Source organism: Sphingomonas sp. CFBP 13603 (assembly GCF_014892665.1).
In the GTDB taxonomy this organism is placed as follows: Bacteria; Pseudomonadota; Alphaproteobacteria; order Sphingomonadales; family Sphingomonadaceae; genus Sphingomonas.
In genome coordinates, this window is sequence record NZ_JADBIA010000001.1 from 402,017 (window position 1) to 426,646 (window position 24,630).

A 24,630-nucleotide genomic window follows, 5' to 3' on the forward strand; every position below is an offset into this window, starting at 1 on the left:
GCGTAATTGTTCCGCCGGGGCGATCCGTATAGGTGCTGAGCAGATTGCGCCGCACGCTGGCGCAAACGCATAGAGAATTGGACGCTGTGACTTTCGCTGCCACGATATTGACGCTGTATCCGGAGATGTTTCCCGGGCCGCTGGGGACGTCGCTTGCGGGCCGCGCGCTGGGGGAGGGGCGATGGTCCTGCTCGCCAGTGCAGATCCGGGACTTCGCGACGGACAAGCACAAGTCGGTGGACGATACGCCGGCCGGGGGCGGGGCCGGGATGGTGCTCAGGGCCGACGTGGTAGCCTCCGCGATCGACAGCGTTGCGGATGGGCGGCCGGTGTTGGCCATGACGCCTCGGGGGAAGCCTCTGACCCAGGAGCGGGTTCGCGAACTGGCGAAGGGGCCGGGCGTCACCATTCTTTGCGGCCGGTTCGAGGGCTTCGACGAACGGCTGTTCGAGGCGCGGGATATCGAGGAGGTCTCGATCGGCGACTACATCCTGTCGGGCGGCGAGATGGGGGCGCTGGTGCTGCTCGATGCTTGCATTCGGCTGCTGCCCGGCGTAATGGGCGCGGCTTCTAGTGGGGATGACGAGAGCTTCGAAACGGGGCTGCTCGAATATCCACACTATACCCGACCTCAGATATGGGAAGGGCGCACGATCCCGCAGGTGCTGCGATCGGGGGATCATGCGAAGATCGCTGCATGGCGCAAACGCCGCGCGGAGATCGATACACGGTCACGGCGACCGGACCTTTGGGAGCGCCATGAGGGCGTTCGGGTCCAGTCGCCCTCTGGCGCGCAGCGACACGAGGACGAGACATGAACCTGTTGCAGACGATCGAAGCCGAGAACATCGCGAAGTTCCTGGCCAACAAGACGATCCCCGATTTCCGCCCCGGCGACACGCTGAAGGTCGGCGTGAAGGTCGTCGAAGGCGAGCGCACGCGTATTCAGAACTACGAGGGCGTGTGCATCGCGCGCTCGAACAAGGGCATGGGCTCGAACTTCACCGTGCGTAAGATGAGCTTCGGCGAGGGCGTCGAGCGCGTCTTCCCGCTCTACTCGCCGAACGTCGATTCGATCGAAGTCGTCCGCAAGGGCGCCGTGCGTCGCGCCAAGCTGTATTACCTGCGTGGCCGCACCGGCAAGGCAGCACGTATCGCCGAGCGTCGCGACATGCGCCCTGCCAAGGGTACCGCAGCCGCCGAGTAATCGGAGACTGCCAGAGTTGAAGAAGGGCGCGGGGGCGATGGTCCCCGCGCCCTTTTTCGTTGTGCGCGGGCTGGGGACTGGTTGGCGCAGCAAGCTGTTGGAAGTGCTGCCGATTGTTGGTGTTTCGCGTTTATGCTGCGCTGCGGAAGTATAGGAAGTGTAGACGCTGGGAAGCTTTCTTGACGTGGGGGTGGCGTCGCGGTGTGAGGGCGGTGTCGCGGTGAAGGGGGTGGGCGCGGGCATTCGGTGACGGTGCGCTTCTCCGGGTGTGTAGGACAGCCGATTAGCTTGCCGCCAGCGGTGGCCGTGGTGGTGCCTGTCCCTCGGGACATGGGGCGGTTACTTGGTCGGACAGGGACGCGCGGTCCTGCGCAGGCCGACTTGCGCTTCCTTGTTCTCCCGCGAAGGCGGGAGCCCAGTCTGGGTCCCCGCCTTCGCGGGGAAACACGTCTTGCTGGCGGATTGGGATGGCTGTTTGCTTGGGCTTTACGAGGCATTGCCTCGCGGAGCGTGCTCGCGTGGACATGCCCCACCCCGACCCTCCCCTGAAGGGGAGGGAGTTTTCGTTGTGCGCTCCATGTAATTTCGGCGCGTCACGCAACGCACTCGCCGCGCGGGCGGGGAACGCTATTTTCGGGACTTATGATCACATTGCGCCACGGAGCGCAGCTCAAGGACTGGATTCACGCGAAGGCGCTAAGGCGCGAAGAGAAGACCCGGCAAGTGAGCTAAATAAGCTGCTTCTCTTCGCGCCTTAGCGCCTTCGCGTGAACATGCCCTTCTCCGTCATCCTGACGAAAGTCAGGACCCAGGACCGCGAACGCCGCGCTGCTTGGCTCTGGGTCCTGACTTTCGTCAGGATGACGGCGTGGGTGGGGAGGCGTTCCGCTTGCAATCGCCAACGCTGCCGTCTGGAGGGCGTACTTATGGGGCGTGCGAGCCTTAGGGCCCGCAGACCGCCGCAAGCCCTCCTCGACCTCCGGTCAGGCGTCACCCCTCAGGCGTCGCGCCACGTGCCGGGCGCCAGACCCGCCACGGTCCAGTCGCCGATGCTCCACCGGACCAGCCGCAGCGTGGGGTGGTCGATCGCGGCGGTCATGCGGCGGACTTGCCGGTTGCGGCCTTCGCGGATCGTTATCTTCAGCCAGCAATCGGGGATGCTCGCGCGGACCCGGATCGGCGGCACGCGCGGCCAGAGGTCGGGCGCGGCGATCCGCTCGACGTCGGCGCGGGCAGGGCCGTCCTTCAGCACGACGCCGCCCCGCAACCGATCGAGCGCGTCCTCGCCGGCATCGCCCTCGACCTGCACGAGATAGGTCTTGGCCAGCTTGAACTTCGGGTCCGCGATCCGCGCCTGGAGGCGACCGTCGTCGGTCAGCAGCAACAGCCCTTCGCTATCACGGTCGAGCCGCCCCGCCGGATAGACGCCCGGCACATCGACGAACTGCGACAGCGTCGCGCGCGGGGTCGGACTGTTCACGTCGGTGAACTGGCTGAGCACGTCGTACGGTTTGTTGAACAGGATGACCCGGGGCATGGTCGGGGTTTAGAGGGATTGTCGATCAGATGAAACCGCAGGTGTCGCGCCCTACGTCAGCGTACATAAAGCCGAGGGGGCAATGATGCCCCCTTCATTGGCACAACGCATATTAAGTTCGTTTGACGGGAGCGCCGCTGTAGCCGTCATGTAATATCACAAGAACGGGCTGTTAGGCATATCGACGGTAGAGAGAGAGCGATCAGCCTTCCGACTTTGTCTTTGCAGTCGGTGGAGCTGGAGCCGCAACCTTCGGCATTGGCACTTTCAATTCCGCAACCGGCAACACCCTCCCGTCTTTGGCGAGAATTGCCCAGTCAGACTTGTTTTGATCTCTCATCACGTTGTCTCCCATCACTTGCCACTTTTGTCGGTAGGCTTCGGGGCAGCAACCTTAGGCATGATCGGACGTAGCTCGGACGTGGGAAGGACCGAGCCCTCCACTATCCGCTCTGGCCTGATCATCACTCCCTTGAAGAATGGGGGCTTCATACGGACTCTCCTGAATGCTGCCTGTCATATAGATTTCGGCCTCCTTGGTCGCAAATGCAAGGTGGCGCTTGCTTTCCGGTATGGATATACCTTTGCAATGCTTGTTTTGAGCTTGTTGGCATTTTTTCTTTAATGTCATAGCCAACGCGTAGATTTCGTCATCACGAAGCATGCCGGTGCTAACCTTGAACCAATCCGTCTCTGCCGTTAGCGCGAGCGCGTCAAGATCTGGCCCAAGATTGCTGAGAGCTTTAAGCCGAGCCTTATAAGGCAGAAATGGTTTGATCGCGTTCAGCACTTGTGAGGCGGCAATTATTGAACCCCATGCAAATGAGTATTGCTGCCATATGGCCCACCCGGCGATTGCGGAACTAGATGTTACGGCAGAGAATATTGATATCCAGCGATCAATAGATTCGACGCTCCCTTGGCATCGATTGATGTACACAGCGTCACGTTTGACCGTTGCGAAAACGTCCCAGTATCGGTTCTGAGTGTTCATCGGTATGCATGCCCCCGAACTGCGATAGCTACTACGATCTAATATTAATAGATATACATGGCACAGGCCATCGATCAGATTTGAGCGCCCTTCGCCTCATCTGGCAAACTTATTTACCGAACAATTGGAGCATGCCTGGCGGAGGTTGGAATGAGCACGCTTGAACGTGCATCAACGCGGCATTTTTGCTATTGGCAAAATATTGACATAAGCGCTGTTGAAGATGATTTTGAAAAATATCAGTAGAATACTGATAGGTCATTATCGGGCTATACTATTTACATAATCATTGGCGCTCAAGTGGCGCAGATGTGCCGCATAACCAAAATGGGCCGCGGTGTTGCCACCGCGGCCCATTTTTTTTGACTTCCCTCAAACCCTTACTGGTCGAGGAAGCTCCGCATCTTCCGTGACCGCGACGGGTGCTTCAGCTTCCGCAGCGCCTTCGCCTCGATCTGGCGGATGCGCTCGCGGGTCACCGAGAACTGCTGGCCGACTTCCTCGAGCGTGTGATCGGTGTTCATGCCGATGCCGAAGCGCATGCGCAGCACGCGCTCTTCGCGTGGTGTCAAAGAAGCGAGCACGCGCGTGACCGTCTCCTTGAGGTTCGCCTGGATCGCGGCATCCACCGGGATGATCGCGTTCTTGTCCTCGATGAAGTCGCCGAGATGCGAATCCTCCTCGTCGCCGATCGGCGTTTCGAGGCTGATCGGCTCCTTGGCGATCTTCATCACCTTGCGCACCTTCTCGAGCGGCATGGAAAGGCGCTCGGCCATCTCCTCCGGGGTCGGTTCGCGGCCCTGCTCGTGGAGGAACTGGCGGCTGGTGCGGACCAGCTTGTTGATCGTCTCGATCATGTGGACCGGGATACGGATGGTCCGCGCCTGGTCCGCGATCGAACGGGTGATCGCCTGGCGGATCCACCATGTCGCGTAGGTGCTGAACTTGTAGCCGCGGCGATACTCGAACTTGTCGACCGCCTTCATCAGGCCGATATTGCCCTCCTGGATAAGATCCAGGAACTGCAGGCCGCGGTTCGTGTATTTCTTGGCGATCGAGATCACCAGCCGCAGGTTCGCCTCGACCATTTCCTTCTTGGCGATACGCGCCTCGCGCTCGCCCTTCTGGACCATGTTGACGATCCGGCGGAACTCGGTGAGCGCCATGCCGGTCTGCTGCGTGATGTCGGCGATCTCGGCGCGGATGCGCTCGACCGCCTCGCCCTCGTTGGCGACGAACGCGGTCCACTTCTTGTCGACCTTGTTGACCGTCGTCAGCCAGTTCTCGTCGATCTCGTGACCGATATACCGGTCGAGGAAGTCCTTGCGCGGCACCTTGTGGCGCTCGGCGAGGCGCAGCATCTGGCCGCCCAGCGCGGTCAGGCGACGGTTATAGGCATAGAGCTGATCGACCAGATATTCGATCTTGGCATTGTGGAACTGGACGCTCTCGACTTCCGCCGTGAGTTCCTCGCGCAGCTTCTGGTATTTGCGCTCGTCGGCAGCCGAGAAATCGCCGCCGATGCCCATCGCATCGACGCGCGACTGCTGGATCTTGCTGAACTTCTTGTAGAGCGCGGTGATGCTGGCGAACCGCTCGAGCGCGATCGGCTTGAGCTGTTCCTCCATCTGCGCGAGGCTGAGGGTGTTGTCCTCCTCCTCGTCGTCCGATGCGCGCGGAGCCCGGCGCTCGCCGTCCTCGTCCTCGTCGGCGGACGGCTCTTCGGGCTCGGCCTCTTCCTTGAACGAAGGGCCGGCGTTCTTCTCGCTGATCTCGCCGTCGTCGGCTTCGCCGTCCTCGGCCATCGCTTCGGGGGCGGGGTCCTTCGACAGCATCGCGTCGAGATCCATGATCTCGCGCAGCTGCATCGTGCCCTCGTTCAGCGCGGTCGACCAGTCGATGATCGCGTTGAAGGTGATCGGCGATTCGCAGAGACCGAGGATCATCGTGTCGCGACCCGCCTCGATGCGCTTGGCGATCGCGATCTCGCCCTCGCGGCTGAGCAGCTCGACCGCGCCCATCTCGCGCAGGTACATGCGGACCGGATCGTCGGTGCGATCGATGGTCTCTTTCTTCTTTTCGATCGCGGGGCCTGTGTCGGCATCCGCGTCGGCGGCCTCCGGCTCGTCCTCGTCGTCCTTGGCGGGCTCGGTCTCGCCGTCCTCGCCGGCTTCGTCGTTCTCGACGATGTTGATGCCCATCTCGCTCAGCGCGGCGCTGATGTCCTCGATCTGGTCGGACGACATCTCGCCCTGCGGCAGCGCTTCGTTGAGCTGCTCATAGGTGATGTAGCCACGCTTCTTGGCGCGCGCGATGACCTTCTTGATCGACGCATCGTTCATGTCGATCAGCGGCGCATCGCCGGTTTCGTTCGTCTCGGCGGGTTCCGCCATGTTCGCCTTAGCCATCAATCGCCCTCGGTACCCAACGCTCGGGCGTCTTCGTTCGACTGTACAAGATTTGCAAGTCGGACTTCCAACGCCTGTTTCTCTCTTACCATAGCCACTTGTCGTTCGAACGCATCTTCGGTGAAGTGCGTCTGCATCGCCGCGGTCGCCTGCTTGAGTGCCGCGTCTACCTCAGGGCGGGCGACCATGATCGCGATCGCCTCGTCGAGGTCGGCACGGACGCGGGCTGGATCGGCCGTGGTCTGCGTGAACGAATAGGGCATCGTATCGGCTCTCAACAGGTCACTCGCGACTGAATTGAAACCGGACCTCGCCAATATGGTGAGCAAGCGCCCGCTATCAAGCTTCTGGTCCTCAAGTGCAACATCTACGACCGCTTCGAACAATCGTCCGAGCGCGCCGTCGATCATTTGCAGCGAGCCGAGCACCTCCATGTGGCGCGCGATCTCGACCGGGTGGCGGATCAGGCCGGCGAGCACTGCCTTGGCCAAGACGCGGTCGATGCCGGTGGCGAGGAAGGCCTTCGCGTCTTCGGTGACGGGCGCGGCCGGAGGCTTCCAGCCGCCTTTCGGTCGCTCGCCTCTGGGCACGAAGGGCGCGCGTACCGGTTTGAAATGCTCGTAGAAGCGGTTCTTGAACTCGGCGTGATATTGCTGCTTCACCGAGGGGTCGGCGATGCCTTCGGCGAGTTCGTGGAGGCGGCGCTTGAGGCCGGCGCGCTGTTCGGGGGTGTCGAGCGCCTCGGCGGCGACTTCGGATGCCCAGAGCCGGTCGACGAGCTGTTCGGGGGTTTTCAGTAGCGCCTCGAACGCACCGGGGCCGCCGGCGCGAACGAGATCGTCGGGGTCCTGGCCTTGCGGGAGCGTGACGAAGGCGAGGCTGCGGCCGGGCGCGAGCAGCGGGAGCGCGCGGTGGGCTGCCCGGAGCGACGCCTTCTGGCCGGCGCTGTCGCCGTCGAAGCAGAGCAGGGGCACGTCGACCATCCGCCACAGCCGTTCGAGCTGCGCTTCGGTGAGGGCGGTGCCGAGCGGCGCGACCGCTTCGCCGAACCCGGCCTGTGCGAGCGCGATGACGTCCATATAGCCCTCGACCACCAGCACGCGGCCGGATTTGCGCGAGGCGGGGGCGGCCTTGTCGAGGTTGTAGAGCGTGCGGCCCTTGTCGAAGAGCGGGGTGTCGGGGGAGTTGAGGTACTTCGGCTCGCCGCCGTCGAGCACGCGTCCGCCGAACGCGATCGTCCGCCCGCGGGGGTCGCGGATCGGGATCATCAGCCGGCCGCGGAACCGGTCGTAGGGGTCCTTGCCCTCGACATTGATGAGCATGCCGGACTCGACCAGCATCGGGTCGCCGTAGTCCTTCAGCGCGGTCTTGAGCTTGCCGCGGCTGTCGGGGGCGAACCCCATCCCGAACGCACGCGCCGTCTCGGGCCTGATCCCGCGGCGGTCGAGGAGCGCGCGCGCTTCGGTGCCGGGGAGGCCGCCCAGTTGCTCGACGAACCAGTCCGCGGCGTCGGACATCACCTCATGCAGGCCCTTGGCGCGTTCGGCCTTGGCGGCGGACTGGCGGTCCATCGCGGGCATGTCCATCCCGGCGGCCTGCGCGAGCTCCTTGACGGCGTCCATGAAGGGGAGGCCGCGCTGGTCGGTCATCCACTTGATCGCGTCGCCGTGCGCGGAACAGCCGAAGCAGTGGTAGAAGCCCTTGTCGTCGTTGACGTAGAAGGAGGGCGTCTTCTCGTTGTGGAACGGGCAGCAGCCTTTGTGCTCGCGACCGGCCTTGGTGAGCTTGGTGGTCTTGCCGACGAGCGCGCTGAGCGAGGTGCGGGCGCGGAGTTCGTCGAGGAATTGTGGGGTTAGCGCCACTAGATCGCCCCGCGCACGACAGAGCCCCCCCGCCCGCTTGCGGGAGGGGGCTGGGGGGTGGGCACGCGCTCGGTTCCACTCGCAGCGCTCAGAATGGTCTCCAATACGCCGGGCATGTTCGAGGTCAAATCGTTGTTCCAGAAGCGAATGACGCGGTAGCCTGCGGCTTCGAGCTGCACCGTGCGGGCGTCGTCATGGGGTTGGCCTTCAACGTGCTGGCTACCGTCGAGTTCGACGATCAGCTTGTGCGAGCGGCATACGAAGTCGGCGAAATACCCGGCGATCGGCATCTGGCGGCTGAACTTGAGGTCCTGCAACCTGGAGCCCTTCAGCTGCCGCCACAGCATTTGCTCGGCATTCGTCGCGTCGTTGCGGAGGTCTCGCGCTCTCTCGGTTGGTCGGTCCAGACGATGGCGCGGGCCCACCCCTCGGTCCCCTCCCGCTTGCGGGAGGGGAGGAAGAAGGGGCTCGCCTTTATCCATTTACGACAGCGCTGCCTTTACCAGGCCGCTCGCCTTGCTCATGTCCAGCTCGCTCGCGTGGCGGGCCTTCAGTTCCGCCATCACGCGACCCATGTCCTTCATGCCGGTCGCGCCGAGTTCGTCCTTGATCGCCAGGATCGCGACGGTGGTTTCCGCCTCGCTCATCTGCTGCGGCAGGAAGCGTTCGATCACCGCGACCTCGGCCGTCTCCGCATCGGCGAGCTCCTGGCGGCCGCCCTTTGCAAACATCTCGATCGACTCGCGGCGCTGCTTGACCATCTTCTGGAGCACTTCGATCACCAGCGCGTCGTCGCTCTCGGGGGCTTTGCCGGTGCGCGCCTCGATGTCGCGGTTCTTGATCGCGGCCTGGATCAACGAGATAGCGTTGCGGCTCTGCTTGTCGCCGGCCTTCATGGCGGTCAGCTGCGCAGCCTTGATGTCGTCGCGAATCATGTACTGGTCTTTCAGGTGGTTCGTGCGTAGCCCGACGGGATAGCGCGTCCGCCGCCCGTTTAACAGATTGACGCTGCGGCACGCCGGCCTTAGCGGACACCACTTAGCGACATCGTCAACGTAAAGAGAGTGCCCAGCCTGATGGCCGACGCCCAGCCTATAGCCATGCCTGCCGGTGCAACAGGCGTCCTCGTCCTCGCCAATGGCGACGTGATCTGGGGTCGCGGGTTCGGCGCAGAGGGCAGTGCGGTCGGCGAAGTGTGCTTCCACACCGCGATGACCGGCTATCAGGAGGTGCTGACCGACCCGTCCTTCGCCGGGCAGATGATCTGCTTCACCTTCCCGCACATCGGCAACGTCGGCGCGAACCCCGACGACGTCGAGGCGGACGACCCGCACGCGCTCGGCATCATCGTCCGCGAGGACGTGACGCAGCCGTCGAGTTTCCGCGCGGTCGAGGGGCTGGATGGCTGGATGAAGCGGCATGCGCGGATCGGGCTGTCGGGGGTCGACACCCGTGCGCTGACGCGGCGGATCCGGGTGGCGGGCGCGCCTAATGGCGTGATCGCGCATTCGGCGAGCGGCGAGTTCGATGTGGCCGCGTTGCTGGCGATGGCGCGCGCCTGGCCGGGGTTGGAGGGGATGGACCTCGCCAAGGACGTGTCCACGAGCATGCATTATGGCTGGGGTGAGGATGCGCCCGGCGGTACGTGGAAGCTGGGCTTCGGCTATTCTTCTTCCCCCCTCCCGCAAGCGGGAGGGGCCGGGGGTGGGCTCCCGGCCTCCTCGACAGACGACGGTGCGGTTGAGCACTCCTCGACCGTCCCCCCGGCAGGTGAGCGCGAGCCCACCCCTCAATCCCCTCCCGCAAGCGGGAGGGGAGGCAAGAAGCCCCACGTCGTTGCGATCGATTACGGTTCGAAGCGCAACATCTTCCGCAACCTCGTCGAGGCAGGCGCCAAGGTTTCCGTCGTCTCTGCCACCGCCAGCTTCGACGACGTAATGGCGCTCGCCCCCGACGGCATCTTCCTCTCGAACGGCCCCGGCGATCCCGCCGCGACCGCCGAATACGCGGTGCCGGTGATCCGCCAGCTGCTGGAGACGGGCAAGCCGCTGTTCGGCATCTGCCTCGGCCACCAGTTGCTCGGCCTCGCGGTCGGCGCGACCACGACCAAGATGTTCCAGGGCCACCGCGGCGCCAACCACCCGGTCAAGCGGCTGAGCGACGGCGCGGTCGAGATCACCAGCATGAACCACGGCTTCGCGGTCGAGCGCGACAGCCTGCCGGCGAACGTCCGCGAGACGCATGTGTCGTTGTTCGATGGGTCGAACGCAGGGCTGGAACTGACCGACAAGCCGGCGTTCTCCGTGCAATATCATCCGGAAGCGAGCCCGGGGCCGCAGGACAGCTTGTACCTGTTCGAACGGTTTGTAGGATCTTTGCGGTGACTATTCTCGTCGGAGGCTACACCTCCTTCGAGGAGCACCTTCTAGTTGCGATTTACTACACCTCGAACATACTAGCTAAGGACGAAGTTAGTTTCGCAGAGGCGAAAAGCCTTTATGCGCTCGACGACAACACAAGATGGTTAAATCGTGCGATGATGCACTTTGTTGACGTTAAGTGGGCAGAGGGGCCTCTGCTTCTAGGGGATGTCGAGAACCAACCGATCGAGCTTACCGCGGCAGGTCTCAGGCAGGCGGAGGAGTTAATCGCTGCCGATAAGATTGTGTTGGAACGGATCGGCGCTGATCCCTTGGGCGGCATAAAAATTCCCGCTTCAGATCGGATAGTGTCGTTAAATCACAACCAGTTGGCGGCAGTTGTTCAGCCGATCGATGATTTGGTCGGCGCTCTAGACGCCGACAACGGTGATCCTGACCAGCCGGGCTTAAGAGAGCAGATTTTAGGTGAAGTTAGGGCCGGGCGTGAATTGATCAGGGCCGGAACCTTTCGTTCTTTTCTTTTATACGAAACGCTTGTTCGCGCCCTTGGCGAATTGATCAAGCGTTACTCGAACCCAACCATAGTCGCTTTGGCTAACGCGCTTCTTGGAGCGTTGGTCAGCGAAATTCTACAGGCGAAATAATGCCAAAACGCACCGACATCTCCTCGATCCTCGTCATCGGCGCAGGACCCATCGTCATCGGCCAGGCGTGCGAGTTCGATTATTCGGGCACGCAGGCGATCAAGGCGTTGAAGGAGGAGGGCTATCGTATCGTCCTCGTCAATTCGAACCCCGCCACGATCATGACCGATCCCGAGCTGGCCGACGCGACCTATGTCGAGCCGATCACGCCCGCGATCGTCGCCAAGATCATCGAGAAGGAACGCCCCGACGCGATCCTGCCGACGATGGGCGGGCAGACCGCGCTGAATACCGCACTGGCGCTGTTCCATGACGGGACGCTGGAAAAGTTCGGCGTGACGATGATCGGGGCTGACGCCGATGCGATCGACATGGCGGAGGACCGGCTGAAGTTCCGCGACGCGATGGACCGGATCGGGCTCGAAAGCGCGCGCTCGGCGATCGCACATACCGTCGAGGAAGCCTTGGAAGGCCTTGAGAAGACCGGGCTTCCGTCGATCATCCGGCCGAGCTTCACGATGGGCGGCTCGGGCGGCGGCATCGCGTATAACCGCGAGGAGTTCATCGCGATCGTCCGCAACGGGCTCGACCTGTCGCCGACCACCGAGGTGCTGATCGAGGAATCGCTGCTCGGCTGGAAAGAATACGAGATGGAGGTGGTGCGCGATCGCAACGACAACGCGATCATCATCTGCTCGATCGAGAATGTCGATCCGATGGGCGTCCACACCGGCGACTCGATCACCGTCGCGCCGGCGCTGACGCTGACCGACAAGGAATACCAGATCATGCGCAACGCATCGATCGCGGTGTTGCGTGAAATCGGTGTCGAAACAGGCGGTTCGAACGTGCAGTTCGCGGTCAATCCGAAGGACGGCCGGTTGGTCGTCATCGAGATGAACCCGCGCGTGTCGCGCTCGTCCGCGCTGGCGTCGAAGGCGACAGGCTTCCCGATCGCGAAGGTCGCGGCGAAGCTGGCGGTCGGTTACACGCTCGACGAGATCGAGAACGACATTACCGGCGCGACGCCTGCCGCGTTTGAGCCGACGATCGATTACGTCGTCACGAAGATTCCGCGGTTCGCGTTCGAGAAGTTCAAGGGCGCGTCGAACACGCTCGGCACCGCGATGAAGTCGGTCGGGGAGGTGATGGCGATCGGTCGCAACATCCACGAATCGATGCAGAAGGCGTTGCGCGGGCTCGAGACGGGTCTGTCGGGGTTCAACCAGGTCGATCATCTGGTTGGGGCACCTCGCGCGGAAATCGAGGCGGCGCTGGCCGTCGCGACGCCGGATCGGTTGCTGGTCGCGGCGCAGGCTCTGCGCGAGGGCTTCACGGTCGCCGAGGTGCATGCGATCGCCAAGTACGATCCGTGGTTCCTCGAGCGGATCGCGGAGATCATCGCGGCCGAGGCCGAGGTGATGAAGGACGGGCTGCCGATCGACGCGCCGGGTATGCGCCGCCTGAAGAGCATGGGGTTCAGCGACAAGCGGCTCGCATGGCTGGCGCTGCAATCCGCCAATCTGCGCGGGATGAACCGCGGGATCGCGCGCGGCTCGGGGCTGATCCACGAGGTCGTCAAGGCCATGACCGGCGGCGTGACCGAGGAGGAGGTGCGCCAGCATCGCCTGAAGCTCGGCGTGCGGCCGGTGTTCAAGCGGATCGATACGTGCGCGGCCGAATTCGATGCGAAGACGCCGTATATGTATTCGACCTACGAGGCACCGAGCTTCGGCGAGCCCGAGAACGAGTCCGAGCCGACCGATCGCAAGAAGATCGTGATCCTGGGCGGCGGGCCGAACCGGATCGGGCAGGGGATCGAGTTCGATTATTGCTGCTGCCACGCGTGCTTCGCGCTGGCGGATGCGGGCTATGAGACGATCATGGTCAACTGCAACCCGGAGACGGTCAGCACCGACTACGACACGTCGGACCGGCTGTATTTCGAGCCGCTGACCGCCGAGGACGTGCTGGAGATCCTGCATGTCGAGCAGCAGAACGGCACCTTGGTGGGCGTGATCGTGCAGTTCGGCGGGCAGACTCCGCTGAACCTTGCGCGCGCGCTGGAGGCTGCGGGCATTCCGATCCTGGGGACGACGCCGGACGCGATCGATCTGGCGGAGGACCGTGAGCGGTTCGCGGCGCTGATCACCAAGCTCGGGTTGCTGCAGCCGGCCAATGGCCTGGCGCGGAGCCGGGACGAGGCGGTCGCGGCGGCAGAGCGGATCGGCTATCCGGTGCTGATGCGGCCTTCGTATGTGCTCGGCGGACGGGCGATGGAGATCGTCGATACGATCGGGCAGCTCGAGCATTACATCGCGACCGCGGTGCAGGTGTCGGGCGACTCGCCGGTGCTGATCGACCAGTATCTGCGCGATGCGATCGAGGTCGATGTCGATGCGATCTGCGACGGCACCGATGTCGTGGTCGCGGGCGTGTTGCAGCATATCGAGGAGGCGGGCGTCCATTCGGGTGACTCTGCGTGCTCGATCCCGCCATATTCGCTGTCGGCGGAGATCATTGCCGAGATCGAGCGGCAGACGGTGGCGCTCGCGCATGCCTTGTCGGTGGTCGGGCTGATGAACATCCAGTTCGCGGTGAAGGACGGGCTGGTCTACCTCATCGAGGTCAACCCGCGCGCATCGCGCACCGTGCCGTTCGTTGCCAAGGCGATCGGTGCGCCGATCGCCAAGATCGCTGCGCGAGTCATGGCGGGCGAGAAGCTGGTCAATTTGCCGAAGATCGACCGGCATATCGACTATTATGCGGTGAAGGAGGCGGTGTTCCCCTTCAACAAGTTCCCCGGCGTCGATCCGGTGCTGTCACCGGAAATGAAGTCGACCGGCGAAGTCATGGGAATCGATCCCGATTTCACGATCGCGTTTGCCAAGGCGCAGCTTGGCGCGGGGACGATACTGCCGACCAAGGGCAATGTCTTCGTCAGCGTGAAGGACGGCGACAAGGCGATGATCGTCGAGGCGGTCAAGGCGCTTGTCGATACCGGCTTCTCGATCGTCGCGACCGGTGGGACGGCGGATCATCTGGCGCGCGCTGGGTTGCCGGTCGAGAAGGTCAATAAGGTGGCGCAGGGCCGGCCGCATATCGTCGACCGGATCAAGGACGGCGATATCGCGCTGATCTTCAACACCACCGAGGGGTGGCAGAGCCTGAAGGACTCGCAGCCGATCCGGGCTTCCGCGCTGGGACAACGCATTCCGTACTTCACGACTGCGCCGGCTTCGCTCGAAGCGGCCAAGGCGATCGCCAAGCTTTCGACGCACAGCCTTGAAGTACGGCCGCTGCAATCCTATTATTCGCAGTCGCACGACTGATCCCGACATGAGAATGATGTGTGGGCGGGGCTGGTACAGGGCCTCGCGCGGGGAAATGGATTTGGGGACGAGATGATGGCGACCGTCGAAAAGATGCCGATGCTGCAGGAAGGCTATGAGACGCTGAGTGCGGATCTGAAGCGCCTGAAAGCCGAACGTCCGACGATCGTCGACGCGATCGAAGAGGCGCGCGCGCACGGCGACCTGAGCGAGAACGCGGAATATCATGCCGCGAAGGAGCGTCAGGGCCAGGTCGAGGCATCGATCTCCGACATCGAGGACAAGCTGTCGCGCGCGCAGATCATCGATCCGAAGGATTTGTCGGGCGACAAGGTCGTGTTCGGTGCGACGGTGACGTTGCTCGACGAGAACGATAAGCCGGTGAAGTATCAGATCGTCGGCCAGACCGAAGCTAACGCAAAGACCGGGCGGATTTCGTACAACTCGCCGCTGGGTCGCGGGCTGATCGGGCGGAAGCTCGACGAAGAGGTCGAGGTTACGGTGCCGGCGGGCGAGCGGTATTACGTCGTCTCCAAGATCGAGTTCATCTGAGCCTTATGCAATTCTTCGAGACGCGGGCGACGGCGATCATCACGATCGTGACGGTCATCGTCTCGGGATTTTTGGTGCTGAGCGGGTCGCTTGGCTACTGGGCCGTGAACGCCGGGTTCATTCCGCTGCGGATGACCGATCTTGGTATTCCGAGCGAGCACATGTTCGTCGTGCCGTCCTGGGCGACGCCGCTGACGGCGACGCTGATCCATGGCGGGTGGGCGCATATCGCGCTGAACCTCGTGATGCTGGTGTATTGCGGGCAGTTCGTCGAGAAGGCGCTGGGGACGGTCGGGTTGGTCGTGCTGTATGTGCTGGGCGCGTACGCTGCGGCGGCGGGGCATTGGGCGTTCGGGCCTGAGTCCACTGCGCCTATGATTGGCGCGAGCGGTGCGATTTCGGCGGTCGTTGGGGCTTATGCGTTGTTGTATGGCGAGCGGCGGGCGCAGGCGATCGGGCCGGTGCCGGCTGGGGTCGTGCATGTGGTGTGGCTTGCCGCGGCGTGGATCGGGATCCAGTTGCTGATGGGGCTGGCCGGGTTTGGGGCTTCGGTTGGGGCTAGCGGGCCTATTGCGATCGGCGCGCATATCGGCGGGTTTCTGGCGGGGCTTGTACTGGCTCGGCCGTTGTTGCTTTGGCATTACCGGGCCGCTTGAGCACCTAGCTCGCCACTAACCCCACTTCGTTCCACTCCACGCTGATCTAAACCCACACCGTTCTTCCTGAGTAGCTGCTGAGCTTGTCGAAGCGGCGTATCAAAGGATGGGTTGGCGCTCGAGGCCTGTGCTTCGATACGAGCCCTCGATACGCCCCTTGCGGAGCTACTCGGTCTCTACTCAGCACGAACGGCGTGGGACGAGGACTGCGATCTGCAACCGCTGTTTGGCCAGGCCGCGTGATTTGTCGGCCGAGGTCTTGTTTGGCGTGCCCTCACCCTTCGCCGCCTTTGGCGTCTCTCCCTCTCCCGAACGGAAGAGGGATGGGGGCCGTTGCTTCGAGGCCGTCATCCCCGCGAAGGCGGGGATCCATAAACTATGCCGTTGCGATTACATCGCGCCGTTAGCCAGTATGGGTTCCCGCCTCCGCGGGAATGACGGATCAGGAGTAGTTCAGGCTACCGTCGCGCCAAGGTTCGGCTCGAGCATCCGGTGCAGATGCACCACCACGAACTTCATCTCGGCATCGTCGACGGTACGCTGCGCCGCAGCACGCCAAGCCTTTTCGGCGCTGGCGTAGTCGGGGAATACGCCGACGAATTCGATCTTGCTCAGATCGTTGAAATCCAGGGTGCGCGGGTCGCTGACGCGGCCGCCGAATACGAGGTGGAGCTTGCTCATGCGCTTGCTTTCCTAGGGAGGGGGTTGCCGCCTCCCTAGCGTGTTCGACCCGCGGTTTGAACCCTTAGACCGTAGGCTTTTGCGAAAACGCCTTCGCACCTGCGGTACCGGCCGTCGTCACTGCCTTGACGATACCTTCGAGCAAACCCTTGGCCTGATCGCGCGCATTGTCCTTGGTCAGGCCGAGTTCGCCGAGTTCCGAACGACCGGCGTCCTTCGCAGCGGCAGTCGCCGCGACGAGCGTCTCGCTGAGGCGCTTGCCGACCGGGGCGAGCAATTCCTTCTCGCGTGCAGAACGCGGGAGAAGCGCGCCGGCTAGGGCACCTACGGCCAGACCGCCGACGAGGATGCCGAGCGGGTTGGATTCGAGGTTGTTGACGACGCGCTTGGTCTTCTCGCGCGAGACTTCGAGAACCTCGGAAGCCTTGTCGCCGGCGTCGTGATAGACCTTCGAGGCGGTCTCGCGGACGGTGTCGAGGCCTTCGCGCAGGCGGCTCTCGGTCTCGTGGGCGGCTTCGTTGGCGGTGGTCTTTGCGTCGGTCATGGAAATGTCCTTCTGGTGGCAAGCTGCTCGCCGTTCAATGCAATGAGGGTTCAACGCGAGCCGGGACTTCTAGGTTTCAATACGGTGACCGTGGTCAGGGCGATCAGCGCCCGCGGCGGAACAATCCGACGATCCGGTGGCGCGCGAGGAACAGACCCGCGACTGCGGCAAATCCCGCAGTCGGTCCCGGATTGCGCTTCACGGTCTCGACGCTGGCGCTGAGTGCGGCGGTGCCGGCATCGGCGACGTCGCGGCTGGCGTTCAGCGCGAGCTTCCGCGGATTGAGCCGGTCCTGCAACTGCCCGAGCGTCATCATGACGCGCTGGCGGGCGAGGGCCGATTCGATCTCTGCGGCGGCGACTTTGGCGGATGTCATGATACGGGCTCGCTCTTCGTCTGAAGCTTCGACTTGCCGATCATCGCCAGGATCGCCGCCACTGCAAGGACGGCCACCACGACGATGGCGGTCGCCCATCCTGGCCCCACCAGCGTCGCCACCGTCAAGATCGCACCGACCAGCAGTGCGATCAGCGCGGCCAAAGCCAACACGCCGGCAACCGCGAAGAACATCGCGGCCGACTTGTACGCGCTCGCCGTCTCGCCGAACTTCGCCTTGTAGACAGCGACTTCTGCGGTCGCGAGGCTCTTCGTCTCGGTCGCCAGGCGACCGACGATCGACACGAGGCTCTCGTCCTCGCCGGTCGCGAACGTCAGTGGATCGACCAAGACCTCAGACCTTCGAGTTGGCATCGACGCCCGACTGCACCAGTCGCGCGACGACGAAACCGATGGCGGCTGCTGCACCCACCGCGATGGCCGGCGATTTCCGCACGAGTTCGCGCGCGTCGTCGAACAGCTCGTCGATGTCCTTCGCCTTAACCTGGTCGGCGAAACCCGATACGCTGTCGGCGGCGCTGCGGGCATAGCCGCCGTACTGCGAGCCAAGCTTCTCATCGACCTGGCCGGCGGCGTCGGTCAGCAACTGCGCGACCTGTTCCAGCGCGCCGCTCGCACGTGCCTTGCCGTCCTCGGCGAAGGTGCGGACCTTGTCGGTGGCCTGCGCGGTGTACTTGTTCGCGCCGTCCTTGATCGCCTGCTTGGCGTCGCCGGCCTTGGCCGAGACATCGCCGTTGTCGATCGTCTTGCTGAGCTCGGTTCCGACCTCGTTCGCGGTCGTTTTCAGGTCGTTGACGGTGTCGTTTACGCTGGAGTCGGCCATGACGGTCCCTTTCAGAATTGTTACGCCCTCAACACCGTCGTTGGAGCACGGTTCCCGAACCGTCGCGCGATTGCACGACACTATTCTCGGATGTCCGCGCGATTGCCCGATATGGCGTGAGACGGTAGAGGCGGCGCGAACGACCCGGCACCGGGATTTGTAGGAGCATCGTTACGTGACCGCAATCATCGACCTTCATGCACGCCAGATCCTCGACAGCCGCGGCAATCCGACCGTCGAGGTCGACGTGCTGCTCGAAGACGGCAGCTTCGGCCGCGCGGCTGTCCCGTCGGGCGCGTCGACCGGCGCGCACGAGGCGGTCGAGCGCCGCGATGGCGACAAGACCCGCTGGGGCGGCAAGGGCGTCGATGGCGCGGTCGACGCGGTCAACGACGAGATCACCGACACCGTGCTCGGCATGGACGCGGAGGACCAGTCGGACCTCGATCGCGCGATGATCGAACTCGACGGCACCGAGAACAAGGGCCGGCTGGGCGCGAACGCGATCCTGGGCGTCAGCCTCGCCGTTGCCAAGGCCGCGGCCGAAGCACGCGGTCTGCCGCTGTACCGCTATGTCGGCGGCGTGCAGGCGCATCTGCTGCCGGTGCCGATGATGAACATCATCAACGGCGGCGAACATGCCGACAATCCGATCGATTTCCAGGAGTTCATGGTCGTGCCGGTCGGCGCGTCGAACATCCTCGAGGCGGTCCGCTGTGGCTCTGAAATCTTCCACACGCTGAAGAAGGGTCTGAGCGAGAAGGGCCTGTCGACCAGCGTCGGCGACGAGGGCGGCTTCGCGCCGAACATTGGCAGCACGACCGAGGCGCTCGACTTCATCATGTCGAGCATCGAGAAGGCTGGGTACAAGCCCGGCGAGGACGTGATGCTCGCGCTCGATTGCGCGGCGACCGAGTTCTACAAGAACGGCAAGTACGACATTTCGGGCGAGGGCCGGATCCTCGAGAGCGCAGAGATGGCGGAGTATCTTGCGGATCTGACGCGGCGCTATCCGATCTTCTCGATCGAGGACGGCATGGGCGAGGACGATTGGGAGGGCTGGAAGACGCTCACCGACCTGATCGGCGACAAGGTCCAGCTGGTCGGCGACGACCTGTTCGTGACCAACCCGAAGCGTCTGAAGCGCGGCATCGACCAGGGTATCGCGAACTCGCTGCTGGTGAAGGTCAACCAGATCGGCACGCTGACCGAGACGCTGGAGGCGGTGTCGATGGCGCAGCGGGCGAAGTACACGGCCGTGATGTCGCATCGTTCGGGCGAGACCGAGGATTCGACGATCGCTGACTTGTCGGTCGCGACCAACTGCGGTCAGATCAAGACGGGCAGTCTGGCACGGTCGGACCGGTTGGCGAAGTACAACCAGCTGATCCGGATCGAGGAAGAGCTGGGCGACGCGGCGCGTTATGCCGGGCGCGACATCCTGATCGGGGGGTGACGGTATAGCCCCTTAGAAATTCAACTCCTGTCATCCCCGCGGAGGCGGGGACCCATAATCTCGAACGGTCGCGTTTCTATTGCTCGGCCTGCCACTATGGGTTCCCGCCTTCGCGGGAATGACGGTTGGGTGTATTAGGGGTATAAGTATTTGATCGGTCCGGGATGATCGACCGATCAGGGCGGAGTACCGGAGGACGACATGGCACGCGTGACGACGAAGACCAGCAAGTTGCGGAAGACGATGCGCAAGGCCGCATGGCCGGCGCTGGGGCTGACGCTGATGGCGTTCTTCGGCGCGTATGCCGTGCTCGGGCCGAACGGGATGTTCGCGTATGGCGACTACAAGCGCCAGCTTGCGAAGCGCGAGCAGGACTATGCGGCGCTCGATCGCAAGCGTGAGGTCTTGAAGAACCGGGTTGCGCTGCTGAATCCGGATCATGCGAACCCGGATATGGTCGACGAGATGGTCCGCAAGGAGCTGAACGTCGCGCATCCAGACGAGGTTATCGTCCCGCTGGGGAACTGAGATTTCGATCCTCCCCCGCCAGGGGGAGGTGGCAGGCGCTTGCCTGACGGAGGGGGAGGAACGGGAAACCTCTGTTTCGTCGTCCTCCCCCTCCGTCACCTTCGGCGACACCTCGCCCTTGCGGGGGAGGATTGAAGCTTACCGACCCAGGAACGTGAGCAGGTCGTTGGTGAAGCGATCGCTTTCGGTGATCGTCAGGCCGTGCGGGGCGCCGTCATATTCGACCAACTGCGAGTCCGCGATGCCCTTGGCGGCGGCGCGGCCGGTCGCGTCGATCGGTACGGTCTTGTCGCTTGTCCCGTGGACGACCAGCGTCGGTACGCGGAAGGCGGCCAGGTCGTGGCGGAAGTCGGTGTGGCCGAATGCCTTGGCGCATTCCAGCGTCGGGTGAAGGCCCGCCTGCATCGCGAGGCTCCACACCCAGTCGACGACCTCGTCGCTGACCGGCGACGTGATGAACCCGACGCCGAGGAATTGCTGGAGGAAGGTCTTGAAGAACGCCGGGCGGTCGTCTTCGATACCGGCGCCGATGCTGGCCAGCGTCTCTTCGGGAACGCCGTCGGGATTGTCGTCGGTCTTGAGCATGTACGGCACGACCGACGAGATCAGCCCGGCGGCGACCACGCCCTTGCCCTCGTAGCGGCTCATGTAGCGCGCGATCTCGCCGCCACCCATCGAGAAGCCGACGATCGTCGCGTCGGTGTTCGCGCCGGTGGCTTCCATCACGTCGGCCAGATCGTCGGTCAGCGTGTCGTAGTTATAGCCGGTCCAGGGCTGGCCCGAGCGACCGAACCCGCGGCGGTCATAGGCGATCGCGCGGAAGCCGGCGTGCGCGAGCGCCATCGCCTGCGCGTCCCAGCTGTCGGCGTTGAGTGGCCAGCCGTGCGTGAGGATCACCGGGCGACCCGCGCCCCAGTCCTTGACGTAAATGTCTGTACCGTCACGGGTTTTTACGTAGGGCATGCAAGTCTCCGGTCTGTCTTGGCAGATGCACGTTCAACGGCTCATCGTGCGCGCCGTTCCGCACGCTGGCGTACCAAGACTTCGACTGGCAGCATGGCGCCAGACGAATCGGAATTGGAGACAGGATGCGGATCGGACTTTTGACGACGGCGCTTGGCGCGGTCCTCGCCTTGAGCGCGTGCGGCCCTGCGCAGACGACCGCGAACACGCAGGCTCCTGCCGCGCCGACGACCGTTGCGAAGGGCGACTGGGCGGGGTTCCGCGATGGCTTCATCGACGGCTGGTTCAAGATCGATCCGGCGAACGCGGTCTATCAGGGCAAGCACGAATATGACGGCGGCTTGGGCGACTGGAGCGCGGCGGGGCTGAAGCGGCAGGCGGACTTCCTGCATGGCGCGATCGACAAGGCGGGGGCGTTCAAGGACCTGAAACCCGCCGAGGCGTTCGAGCGCGACTATCTGGTGCAGGTCGCCAAGGGGAAGCTGTTCTGGCTGGAGGATGCCGACCAGCCGCACCACAATCCGGCGTGGTATGTCAGCGCGGGGCTCGATCCGAACACGTATATCGCGCGCAACTATGCCGACGCGCCGACGCGGATGAAGGCGTTGATCGCGTTTCTGCAGAAGATCCCGGCGGCGGCGGGGAACATCAAGGCGAACCTCAAGACGCCGATGCCGCTGAGCTACGTCAATTACGGGACGGCGGCGTTCAACGGCTTTGCGGACTATTATGCGGGCGACGCGGTGAAGGCGTTTGCCGGCGTGAAGGATGCGGCGGCGCAGAAGCAGCTGACCGATGCGGCGCAGGCGGCGTCGAAGGCGATGCGCGATCTGGGGACGTGGACCGAGGGCCAGCGCGCGACCGCGACGCAGGATTTTGCGCTCGGGGCGGACAAGTTCTCGCGGATGGTGGCGATGACCGAGGGCGTCGATACGCCGCTCGACCAGCTCGAGGCGGCGGGTGTCGCCGACCTCAAGCGTAACCAGGCGGCGCTGGCGCAGGCGTGCGGGGTGTTCGCCAAGGGGCAGACGATCCTCGCGTGCATGGACAAGATGAACGCGAACAAGCCGGTCGGCGGCCCGGTGGCGGAGGCGCGGCGGCAGATCCCGATTTTGCGGAAATTCGTCGTGGATCATGACCTGGTGACGATCCCGGGGACCGAGCAGGCGCTGGTCGAGGAATCGCCGCCGTACAACCGGCAGAACTCCGCCTATATCGATCCGCCGGGGCCGTTCGATAAGGGCGTGCCGTCGATCTACTATATCTCGCCGCCCGACCCGAGCTGGACCAAGGCGGTGCAGGACGCGTTCGTGCCGGGGAAGAACGACCTTCTGTTCACCTCGGTGCACGAGGTGATGCCGGGGCATTTCGTCCAGTTCCTGCATGCGAACCGGTCGCCTTCGCTCTTCGGGCGGCTGTTCGTGGGGTATGCGTTTGCGGAGGGGTGGGCGCATTATGCCGAGGAGATGATGTGGGAGGCTGGGCTGAACAACGGCGATCCGGAGACGCATGTCGGGCAGATTTCGAATGCTCTGCTGCGGGATTGCCGGTATCTGTCCGCCATACGCATGCATGCGAAGGGGATGACGCAGGAGCAGTCGTTCCGGATGTTCGTCGACGAGTGTTACCAGGACGAGGGGAACGCCAAGCAGCAGGCGGCGCGGGGGACGTATGATCCGGCGTATCTGAACTATACGATGGGTAAGTTGATGATCCGGAAGCTGCGGGCGGACTGGACCGCGACGCGGGGGGGGCGGAAGGCTTGGAAGGCGTTCCATGACCAGTTCTTGAGTTATGGGGGGCCGCCGATTCCCTTGGTGCGGAAGGCTATGATGGGGGAGGCTAAGGCGACGGCTGCGTTTTGATTAAGGAGGGGTTGCGTCACCTACCGCACCACCCCGGCGAAGGCCGGGGCCCAATTGGGGAGCGTTGCTAACGAAGCGCAGTCCACCGTTATGCCGACCTTTCCACTTGGGCCCCGGCCTCCGCCGGGGTGGTAGCGCTCGGTGTTAGGGTGTCCCAAACCAAAGCATGGGTCCCCGCGAAGGCGGGGACCCAGACTGGGCACCCGCCTTCGCGGGTGAACATTCTTCTTCTTTCTGCTCCCTCTCCCCTTCCGGGGAGAGGGCTGGGGTGAGGGGCTGTTCCAGGCGCAGCGCTGCTTGGCTGCCCCTCACCCCGACCCTCTCCCCGGAGGGAGAGGGAGTAGCAGTTACCGCGTCTGTTGCGCGGGTTGGACGTCTTGGGTTTCTTCGGTTGGCGGGTTTCGGATCGACGGACGGAGGCGGCTTAGGCTGCATAGGCCTGCCACTAGCGCTAGACCGGCGGCCACGAGCGGCGGGGTCATGCCGGCGCCCACGCCCATCGCCAACAACGCCGCGACCAGGGTGGCGCCGGTGGTCTGGCCTACCAGGCGGACCGTCGAGACGAGGCCGCCCGCCGCTGCGGCGCGTTCGCGGGGGGCGGAGCCGATGATGAGGCGCGCATTCGGCGCCATGAACATCCCGAACCCCGAGCCGCACAGGGCCATTCGCCATGCGATATCGAAATAGCCGGGGTCTGCGGGCATGTACGCGATCAGCAGCAGCGCGCAGATCGACACCCCCATCCCGATCCCGCCGAGTAGTCCCGCAGGATAGCGATCGGACAACCAGCCGGAGAGCGGCGCGACGAACATGTTGGCCAGCGGCCATGGCGCGATTGCGGCACCGACCTCCGCCGCCGAGAAGCCGTAGGCGTGCGTCAGGCGGAACGGGGTCGAGAGCAGCAGCGTCATCTGCGCGATGAACGCGGTGTACGCACCGATCGCCGACAGCGCGAGCACCGGCCGGGCGAGCAGGTCGATCGGCAGGATCGGCTTGGTCTCGCCCTGCTCGCGCTTCACGAAGAACCAGCCGATCACCACGCCGGTCAGGACGATCGCTGCGGACACGATCGGGCTGTCGCCGTGGACCGCGCTTTCCGCGCCGCCGATGACGAGGCCGATCATCGCCGCGCACATGACTGCGCCGAGCACGTCGAACGGCTCGTCGTGCTTTCGCGGTTCGGGCAGCGCGCGGCCGAGCAGGAGCGACGCGATCGCGAACGGTACGGCGCTGGCGAATACCCACGGCCAGGGGGCGATGGCGAGGACGAGACCGCCGATCGTCGGGGCGAGTGCCGCCGAACTGGAGACGACGACCGAGTTGATGCCGAGCCCGCGGCCGAGCTGCTTGGTCGGGTAGATCGAGCGGATCAGCGCCGACGAGACGCTGAGCGCGGCCGCGGCACCCAGGGCTTGCGCGGCGCGGACGACGAGCAGGAACGGCAGGCTCTTGGCGAAGAAGCAGAGCAACGTCGCGACCGTGAAGAGCAGCTGGCCGTACTGGTACATCCGCTTCAGGCCGATGCGGTCGCCGAGCCCGGAGAACGGGAGCAGTGCCATCGCCAGGATCAGCTGGTAGACCGTGACGACGGTCACTACCGCGCTGCTGCCGACGTCGAGGTCGCGCGCGATGGTCGGGAGTGCGACGGTGGCGATGCCGCCGTCGATGATCGTTAGCGCAGTGCCCGCCGAGATCGCGGCGATGGCGACGAAACGGCGCGGCTTGGGGAGGCCGTCGGCCGCCGATATCTGGTCCGGTTGCATTGCGGACCGCGATAGACCCCGGCATGTATCGCGCCAAG

Annotated in this window: 23 protein-coding genes; 10 read left to right on the top strand and 13 right to left on the bottom strand. The window is 64.1% G+C overall.

All coding sequences use genetic code 11. The features are described 5' to 3' along the window. Positions 1-86: 86 nt before the first annotated feature. Together trmD and rplS are read left to right on the top strand one after the other, a co-directional pair. Entirely contained in the window at positions 87-818 is a 732-nt protein-coding gene (gene trmD, locus IFR23_RS01910) for a tRNA (guanosine(37)-N1)-methyltransferase TrmD (RefSeq protein WP_192974467.1), read from the top strand. Continuing rightward, positions 815-1,207, top strand: a complete 393-nt coding sequence (rplS, locus tag IFR23_RS01915) for a 50S ribosomal protein L19 (RefSeq protein ID WP_031395442.1) — start codon at positions 815-817, stop codon at positions 1,205-1,207. The genes trmD and rplS overlap by 4 nt, the downstream gene beginning before the upstream one ends. 997 nt (positions 1,208-2,204) lie before the next feature. Here the strand turns inward: rplS and IFR23_RS01920 are convergent. The 6 genes from IFR23_RS01920 to IFR23_RS01945 form a co-directional block, all read right to left on the bottom strand. Further along, positions 2,205-2,744, bottom strand: coding sequence for a pseudouridine synthase (locus tag IFR23_RS01920; protein ID WP_192974468.1), 540 nt, complete (start codon positions 2,742-2,744; stop codon positions 2,205-2,207). A 394-nt stretch (positions 2,745-3,138) separates the two neighbouring features. Continuing rightward, a complete protein-coding gene (locus tag IFR23_RS01925; RefSeq protein WP_192974469.1) occupies positions 3,139-3,738 on the bottom strand; it encodes a hypothetical protein in 600 nt (199 codons plus the stop codon). A gap of 380 nt (positions 3,739-4,118) precedes the next feature. Continuing rightward, positions 4,119-6,146 carry an RNA polymerase sigma factor RpoD gene (gene rpoD, locus IFR23_RS01930; protein WP_056051057.1) on the bottom strand — a complete coding sequence of 676 codons (2,028 nt, stop codon included), beginning with the start codon at positions 6,144-6,146 and terminating at the stop codon, positions 4,119-4,121. Next, complete coding sequence (gene dnaG, locus IFR23_RS01935; protein WP_192974470.1) at positions 6,146-8,008, bottom strand: DNA primase; 1,863 nt, start codon at positions 8,006-8,008, stop codon at positions 6,146-6,148. The genes rpoD and dnaG overlap by 1 nt, the downstream gene beginning before the upstream one ends. After that, positions 8,008-8,355, bottom strand: a complete 348-nt coding sequence (locus IFR23_RS01940; RefSeq protein WP_244655388.1) for an endonuclease domain-containing protein — start codon at positions 8,353-8,355, stop codon at positions 8,008-8,010. Before IFR23_RS01940 ends, dnaG begins: the two co-directional genes overlap by 1 nt. A gap of 135 nt (positions 8,356-8,490) precedes the next feature. Further along, positions 8,491-8,943 carry a GatB/YqeY domain-containing protein gene (locus IFR23_RS01945; protein ID WP_192974472.1) on the bottom strand — a complete coding sequence of 151 codons (453 nt, stop codon included), beginning with the start codon at positions 8,941-8,943 and terminating at the stop codon, positions 8,491-8,493. A 141-nt stretch (positions 8,944-9,084) separates the two neighbouring features. Between IFR23_RS01945 and IFR23_RS01950 the strand changes: the two genes are divergently transcribed. The 5 genes from IFR23_RS01950 (at position 9,085) to IFR23_RS01970 (ending at position 15,573) form a co-directional block, all read left to right on the top strand. Continuing rightward, a complete protein-coding gene (locus IFR23_RS01950) occupies positions 9,085-10,392 on the top strand; it encodes a carbamoyl phosphate synthase small subunit (protein WP_192974473.1) in 1,308 nt (435 codons plus the stop codon). Beyond that, entirely contained in the window at positions 10,389-11,033 is a 645-nt protein-coding gene (locus IFR23_RS01955) for a hypothetical protein (protein ID WP_192974474.1), read from the top strand. The genes IFR23_RS01950 and IFR23_RS01955 overlap by 4 nt, the downstream gene beginning before the upstream one ends. After that, entirely contained in the window at positions 11,033-14,365 is a 3,333-nt protein-coding gene (gene carB, locus IFR23_RS01960) for a carbamoyl-phosphate synthase large subunit (RefSeq protein ID WP_093399390.1), read from the top strand. Before IFR23_RS01955 ends, carB begins: the two co-directional genes overlap by 1 nt. A gap of 75 nt (positions 14,366-14,440) precedes the next feature. Beyond that, positions 14,441-14,917 (top strand): transcription elongation factor GreA, encoded by a 477-nt coding sequence (gene greA / locus IFR23_RS01965; RefSeq protein WP_056052861.1) that lies wholly within the window; start codon positions 14,441-14,443, stop codon positions 14,915-14,917. Positions 14,918-14,922: 5 nt separating this feature from the next. Then, positions 14,923-15,573: a rhomboid family intramembrane serine protease gene (locus tag IFR23_RS01970; RefSeq protein ID WP_056051044.1), complete on the top strand. Its 651-nt coding sequence runs from the start codon at positions 14,923-14,925 to the stop codon at positions 15,571-15,573. A 453-nt stretch (positions 15,574-16,026) separates the two neighbouring features. On the opposite strand, the gene IFR23_RS01975 is transcribed toward IFR23_RS01970, so the two are convergent. From IFR23_RS01975 to IFR23_RS01995, 5 genes are all read right to left on the bottom strand, one after another. Next, positions 16,027-16,254 (bottom strand): DUF4170 domain-containing protein, encoded by a 228-nt coding sequence (locus IFR23_RS01975; RefSeq protein WP_056051043.1) that lies wholly within the window; start codon positions 16,252-16,254, stop codon positions 16,027-16,029. Positions 16,255-16,318: 64 nt separating this feature from the next. Next, positions 16,319-16,798 carry a hypothetical protein gene (locus IFR23_RS01980; protein WP_192974475.1) on the bottom strand — a complete coding sequence of 160 codons (480 nt, stop codon included), beginning with the start codon at positions 16,796-16,798 and terminating at the stop codon, positions 16,319-16,321. A 103-nt stretch (positions 16,799-16,901) separates the two neighbouring features. After that, complete coding sequence (locus tag IFR23_RS01985) at positions 16,902-17,174, bottom strand: hypothetical protein (protein WP_056486297.1); 273 nt, start codon at positions 17,172-17,174, stop codon at positions 16,902-16,904. Then, the gene (locus IFR23_RS01990) at positions 17,171-17,524 is read right to left on the bottom strand and encodes a phage holin family protein (protein WP_235529837.1); all 354 of its coding nucleotides are present in this window, start codon (positions 17,522-17,524) and stop codon (positions 17,171-17,173) included. Before IFR23_RS01990 ends, IFR23_RS01985 begins: the two co-directional genes overlap by 4 nt. A 4-nt stretch (positions 17,525-17,528) precedes the next feature. Then, on the bottom strand, positions 17,529-18,017 hold the full coding sequence (locus IFR23_RS01995) for a hypothetical protein (protein ID WP_056062308.1): 489 nt from the start codon (positions 18,015-18,017) through the stop codon (positions 17,529-17,531). 175 nt (positions 18,018-18,192) lie between these two features. Here IFR23_RS01995 and eno point away from each other — a divergent pair, with 175 nt between their 5' ends. Both eno and IFR23_RS02005 read left to right on the top strand, forming a co-directional pair. Then, the gene (gene eno, locus IFR23_RS02000; RefSeq protein WP_192974477.1) at positions 18,193-19,473 is read left to right on the top strand and encodes a phosphopyruvate hydratase; all 1,281 of its coding nucleotides are present in this window, start codon (positions 18,193-18,195) and stop codon (positions 19,471-19,473) included. A 243-nt stretch (positions 19,474-19,716) separates the two neighbouring features. Next, the gene (locus IFR23_RS02005) at positions 19,717-20,001 is read left to right on the top strand and encodes an FtsB family cell division protein (protein WP_235518634.1); all 285 of its coding nucleotides are present in this window, start codon (positions 19,717-19,719) and stop codon (positions 19,999-20,001) included. A 138-nt stretch (positions 20,002-20,139) separates the two neighbouring features. Here the strand turns inward: IFR23_RS02005 and IFR23_RS02010 are convergent, their stop codons facing one another. Continuing rightward, entirely contained in the window at positions 20,140-20,964 is an 825-nt protein-coding gene (locus IFR23_RS02010; RefSeq protein WP_192974478.1) for an alpha/beta fold hydrolase, read from the bottom strand. Positions 20,965-21,089: 125 nt separating this feature from the next. Between IFR23_RS02010 and IFR23_RS02015 the strand changes: the two genes are divergently transcribed. Further along, on the top strand, positions 21,090-22,829 hold the full coding sequence (locus IFR23_RS02015) for a DUF885 domain-containing protein (protein WP_192974479.1): 1,740 nt from the start codon (positions 21,090-21,092) through the stop codon (positions 22,827-22,829). Positions 22,830-23,176: 347 nt separating this feature from the next. Here the strand turns inward: IFR23_RS02015 and IFR23_RS02020 are convergent, their stop codons facing one another. Further along, complete coding sequence (locus IFR23_RS02020; protein ID WP_192974480.1) at positions 23,177-24,592, bottom strand: MFS transporter; 1,416 nt, start codon at positions 24,590-24,592, stop codon at positions 23,177-23,179. Between the last annotated feature and the right edge of the window lie 38 nt (positions 24,593-24,630).

Coding starts and splice junctions, on each gene's coding strand:
- greA (WP_056052861.1), top strand. CDS start 14,441: ATGGCGACCGTCGAAAAGATGCCGATGCTGCAGGAAGGCTATGAGACG.
- IFR23_RS02005 (WP_235518634.1), top strand. CDS start 19,717: ATGCGCAAGGCCGCATGGCCGGCGCTGGGGCTGACGCTGATGGCGTTC.
- IFR23_RS01980 (WP_192974475.1), bottom strand. CDS start 16,798: ATGACCGACGCAAAGACCACCGCCAACGAAGCCGCCCACGAGACCGAG.
- IFR23_RS01975 (WP_056051043.1), bottom strand. CDS start 16,254: ATGAGCAAGCTCCACCTCGTATTCGGCGGCCGCGTCAGCGACCCGCGC.
- rplS (WP_031395442.1), top strand. CDS start 815: ATGAACCTGTTGCAGACGATCGAAGCCGAGAACATCGCGAAGTTCCTG.
- IFR23_RS01970 (WP_056051044.1), top strand. CDS start 14,923: ATGCAATTCTTCGAGACGCGGGCGACGGCGATCATCACGATCGTGACG.
- IFR23_RS01995 (WP_056062308.1), bottom strand. CDS start 18,017: ATGGCCGACTCCAGCGTAAACGACACCGTCAACGACCTGAAAACGACC.
- IFR23_RS02020 (WP_192974480.1), bottom strand. CDS start 24,592: ATGCAACCGGACCAGATATCGGCGGCCGACGGCCTCCCCAAGCCGCGC.
- carB (WP_093399390.1), top strand. CDS start 11,033: ATGCCAAAACGCACCGACATCTCCTCGATCCTCGTCATCGGCGCAGGA.
- IFR23_RS01945 (WP_192974472.1), bottom strand. CDS start 8,943: ATGATTCGCGACGACATCAAGGCTGCGCAGCTGACCGCCATGAAGGCC.
- IFR23_RS02010 (WP_192974478.1), bottom strand. CDS start 20,964: ATGCCCTACGTAAAAACCCGTGACGGTACAGACATTTACGTCAAGGAC.
- IFR23_RS01940 (WP_244655388.1), bottom strand. CDS start 8,355: ATGCTGTGGCGGCAGCTGAAGGGCTCCAGGTTGCAGGACCTCAAGTTC.
- rpoD (WP_056051057.1), bottom strand. CDS start 6,146: ATGGCTAAGGCGAACATGGCGGAACCCGCCGAGACGAACGAAACCGGC.
- IFR23_RS01925 (WP_192974469.1), bottom strand. CDS start 3,738: ATGAACACTCAGAACCGATACTGGGACGTTTTCGCAACGGTCAAACGT.
- IFR23_RS02015 (WP_192974479.1), top strand. CDS start 21,090: ATGCGGATCGGACTTTTGACGACGGCGCTTGGCGCGGTCCTCGCCTTG.
- IFR23_RS01950 (WP_192974473.1), top strand. CDS start 9,085: ATGGCCGACGCCCAGCCTATAGCCATGCCTGCCGGTGCAACAGGCGTC.
- IFR23_RS01920 (WP_192974468.1), bottom strand. CDS start 2,744: ATGCCCCGGGTCATCCTGTTCAACAAACCGTACGACGTGCTCAGCCAG.
- IFR23_RS01985 (WP_056486297.1), bottom strand. CDS start 17,174: ATGACATCCGCCAAAGTCGCCGCCGCAGAGATCGAATCGGCCCTCGCC.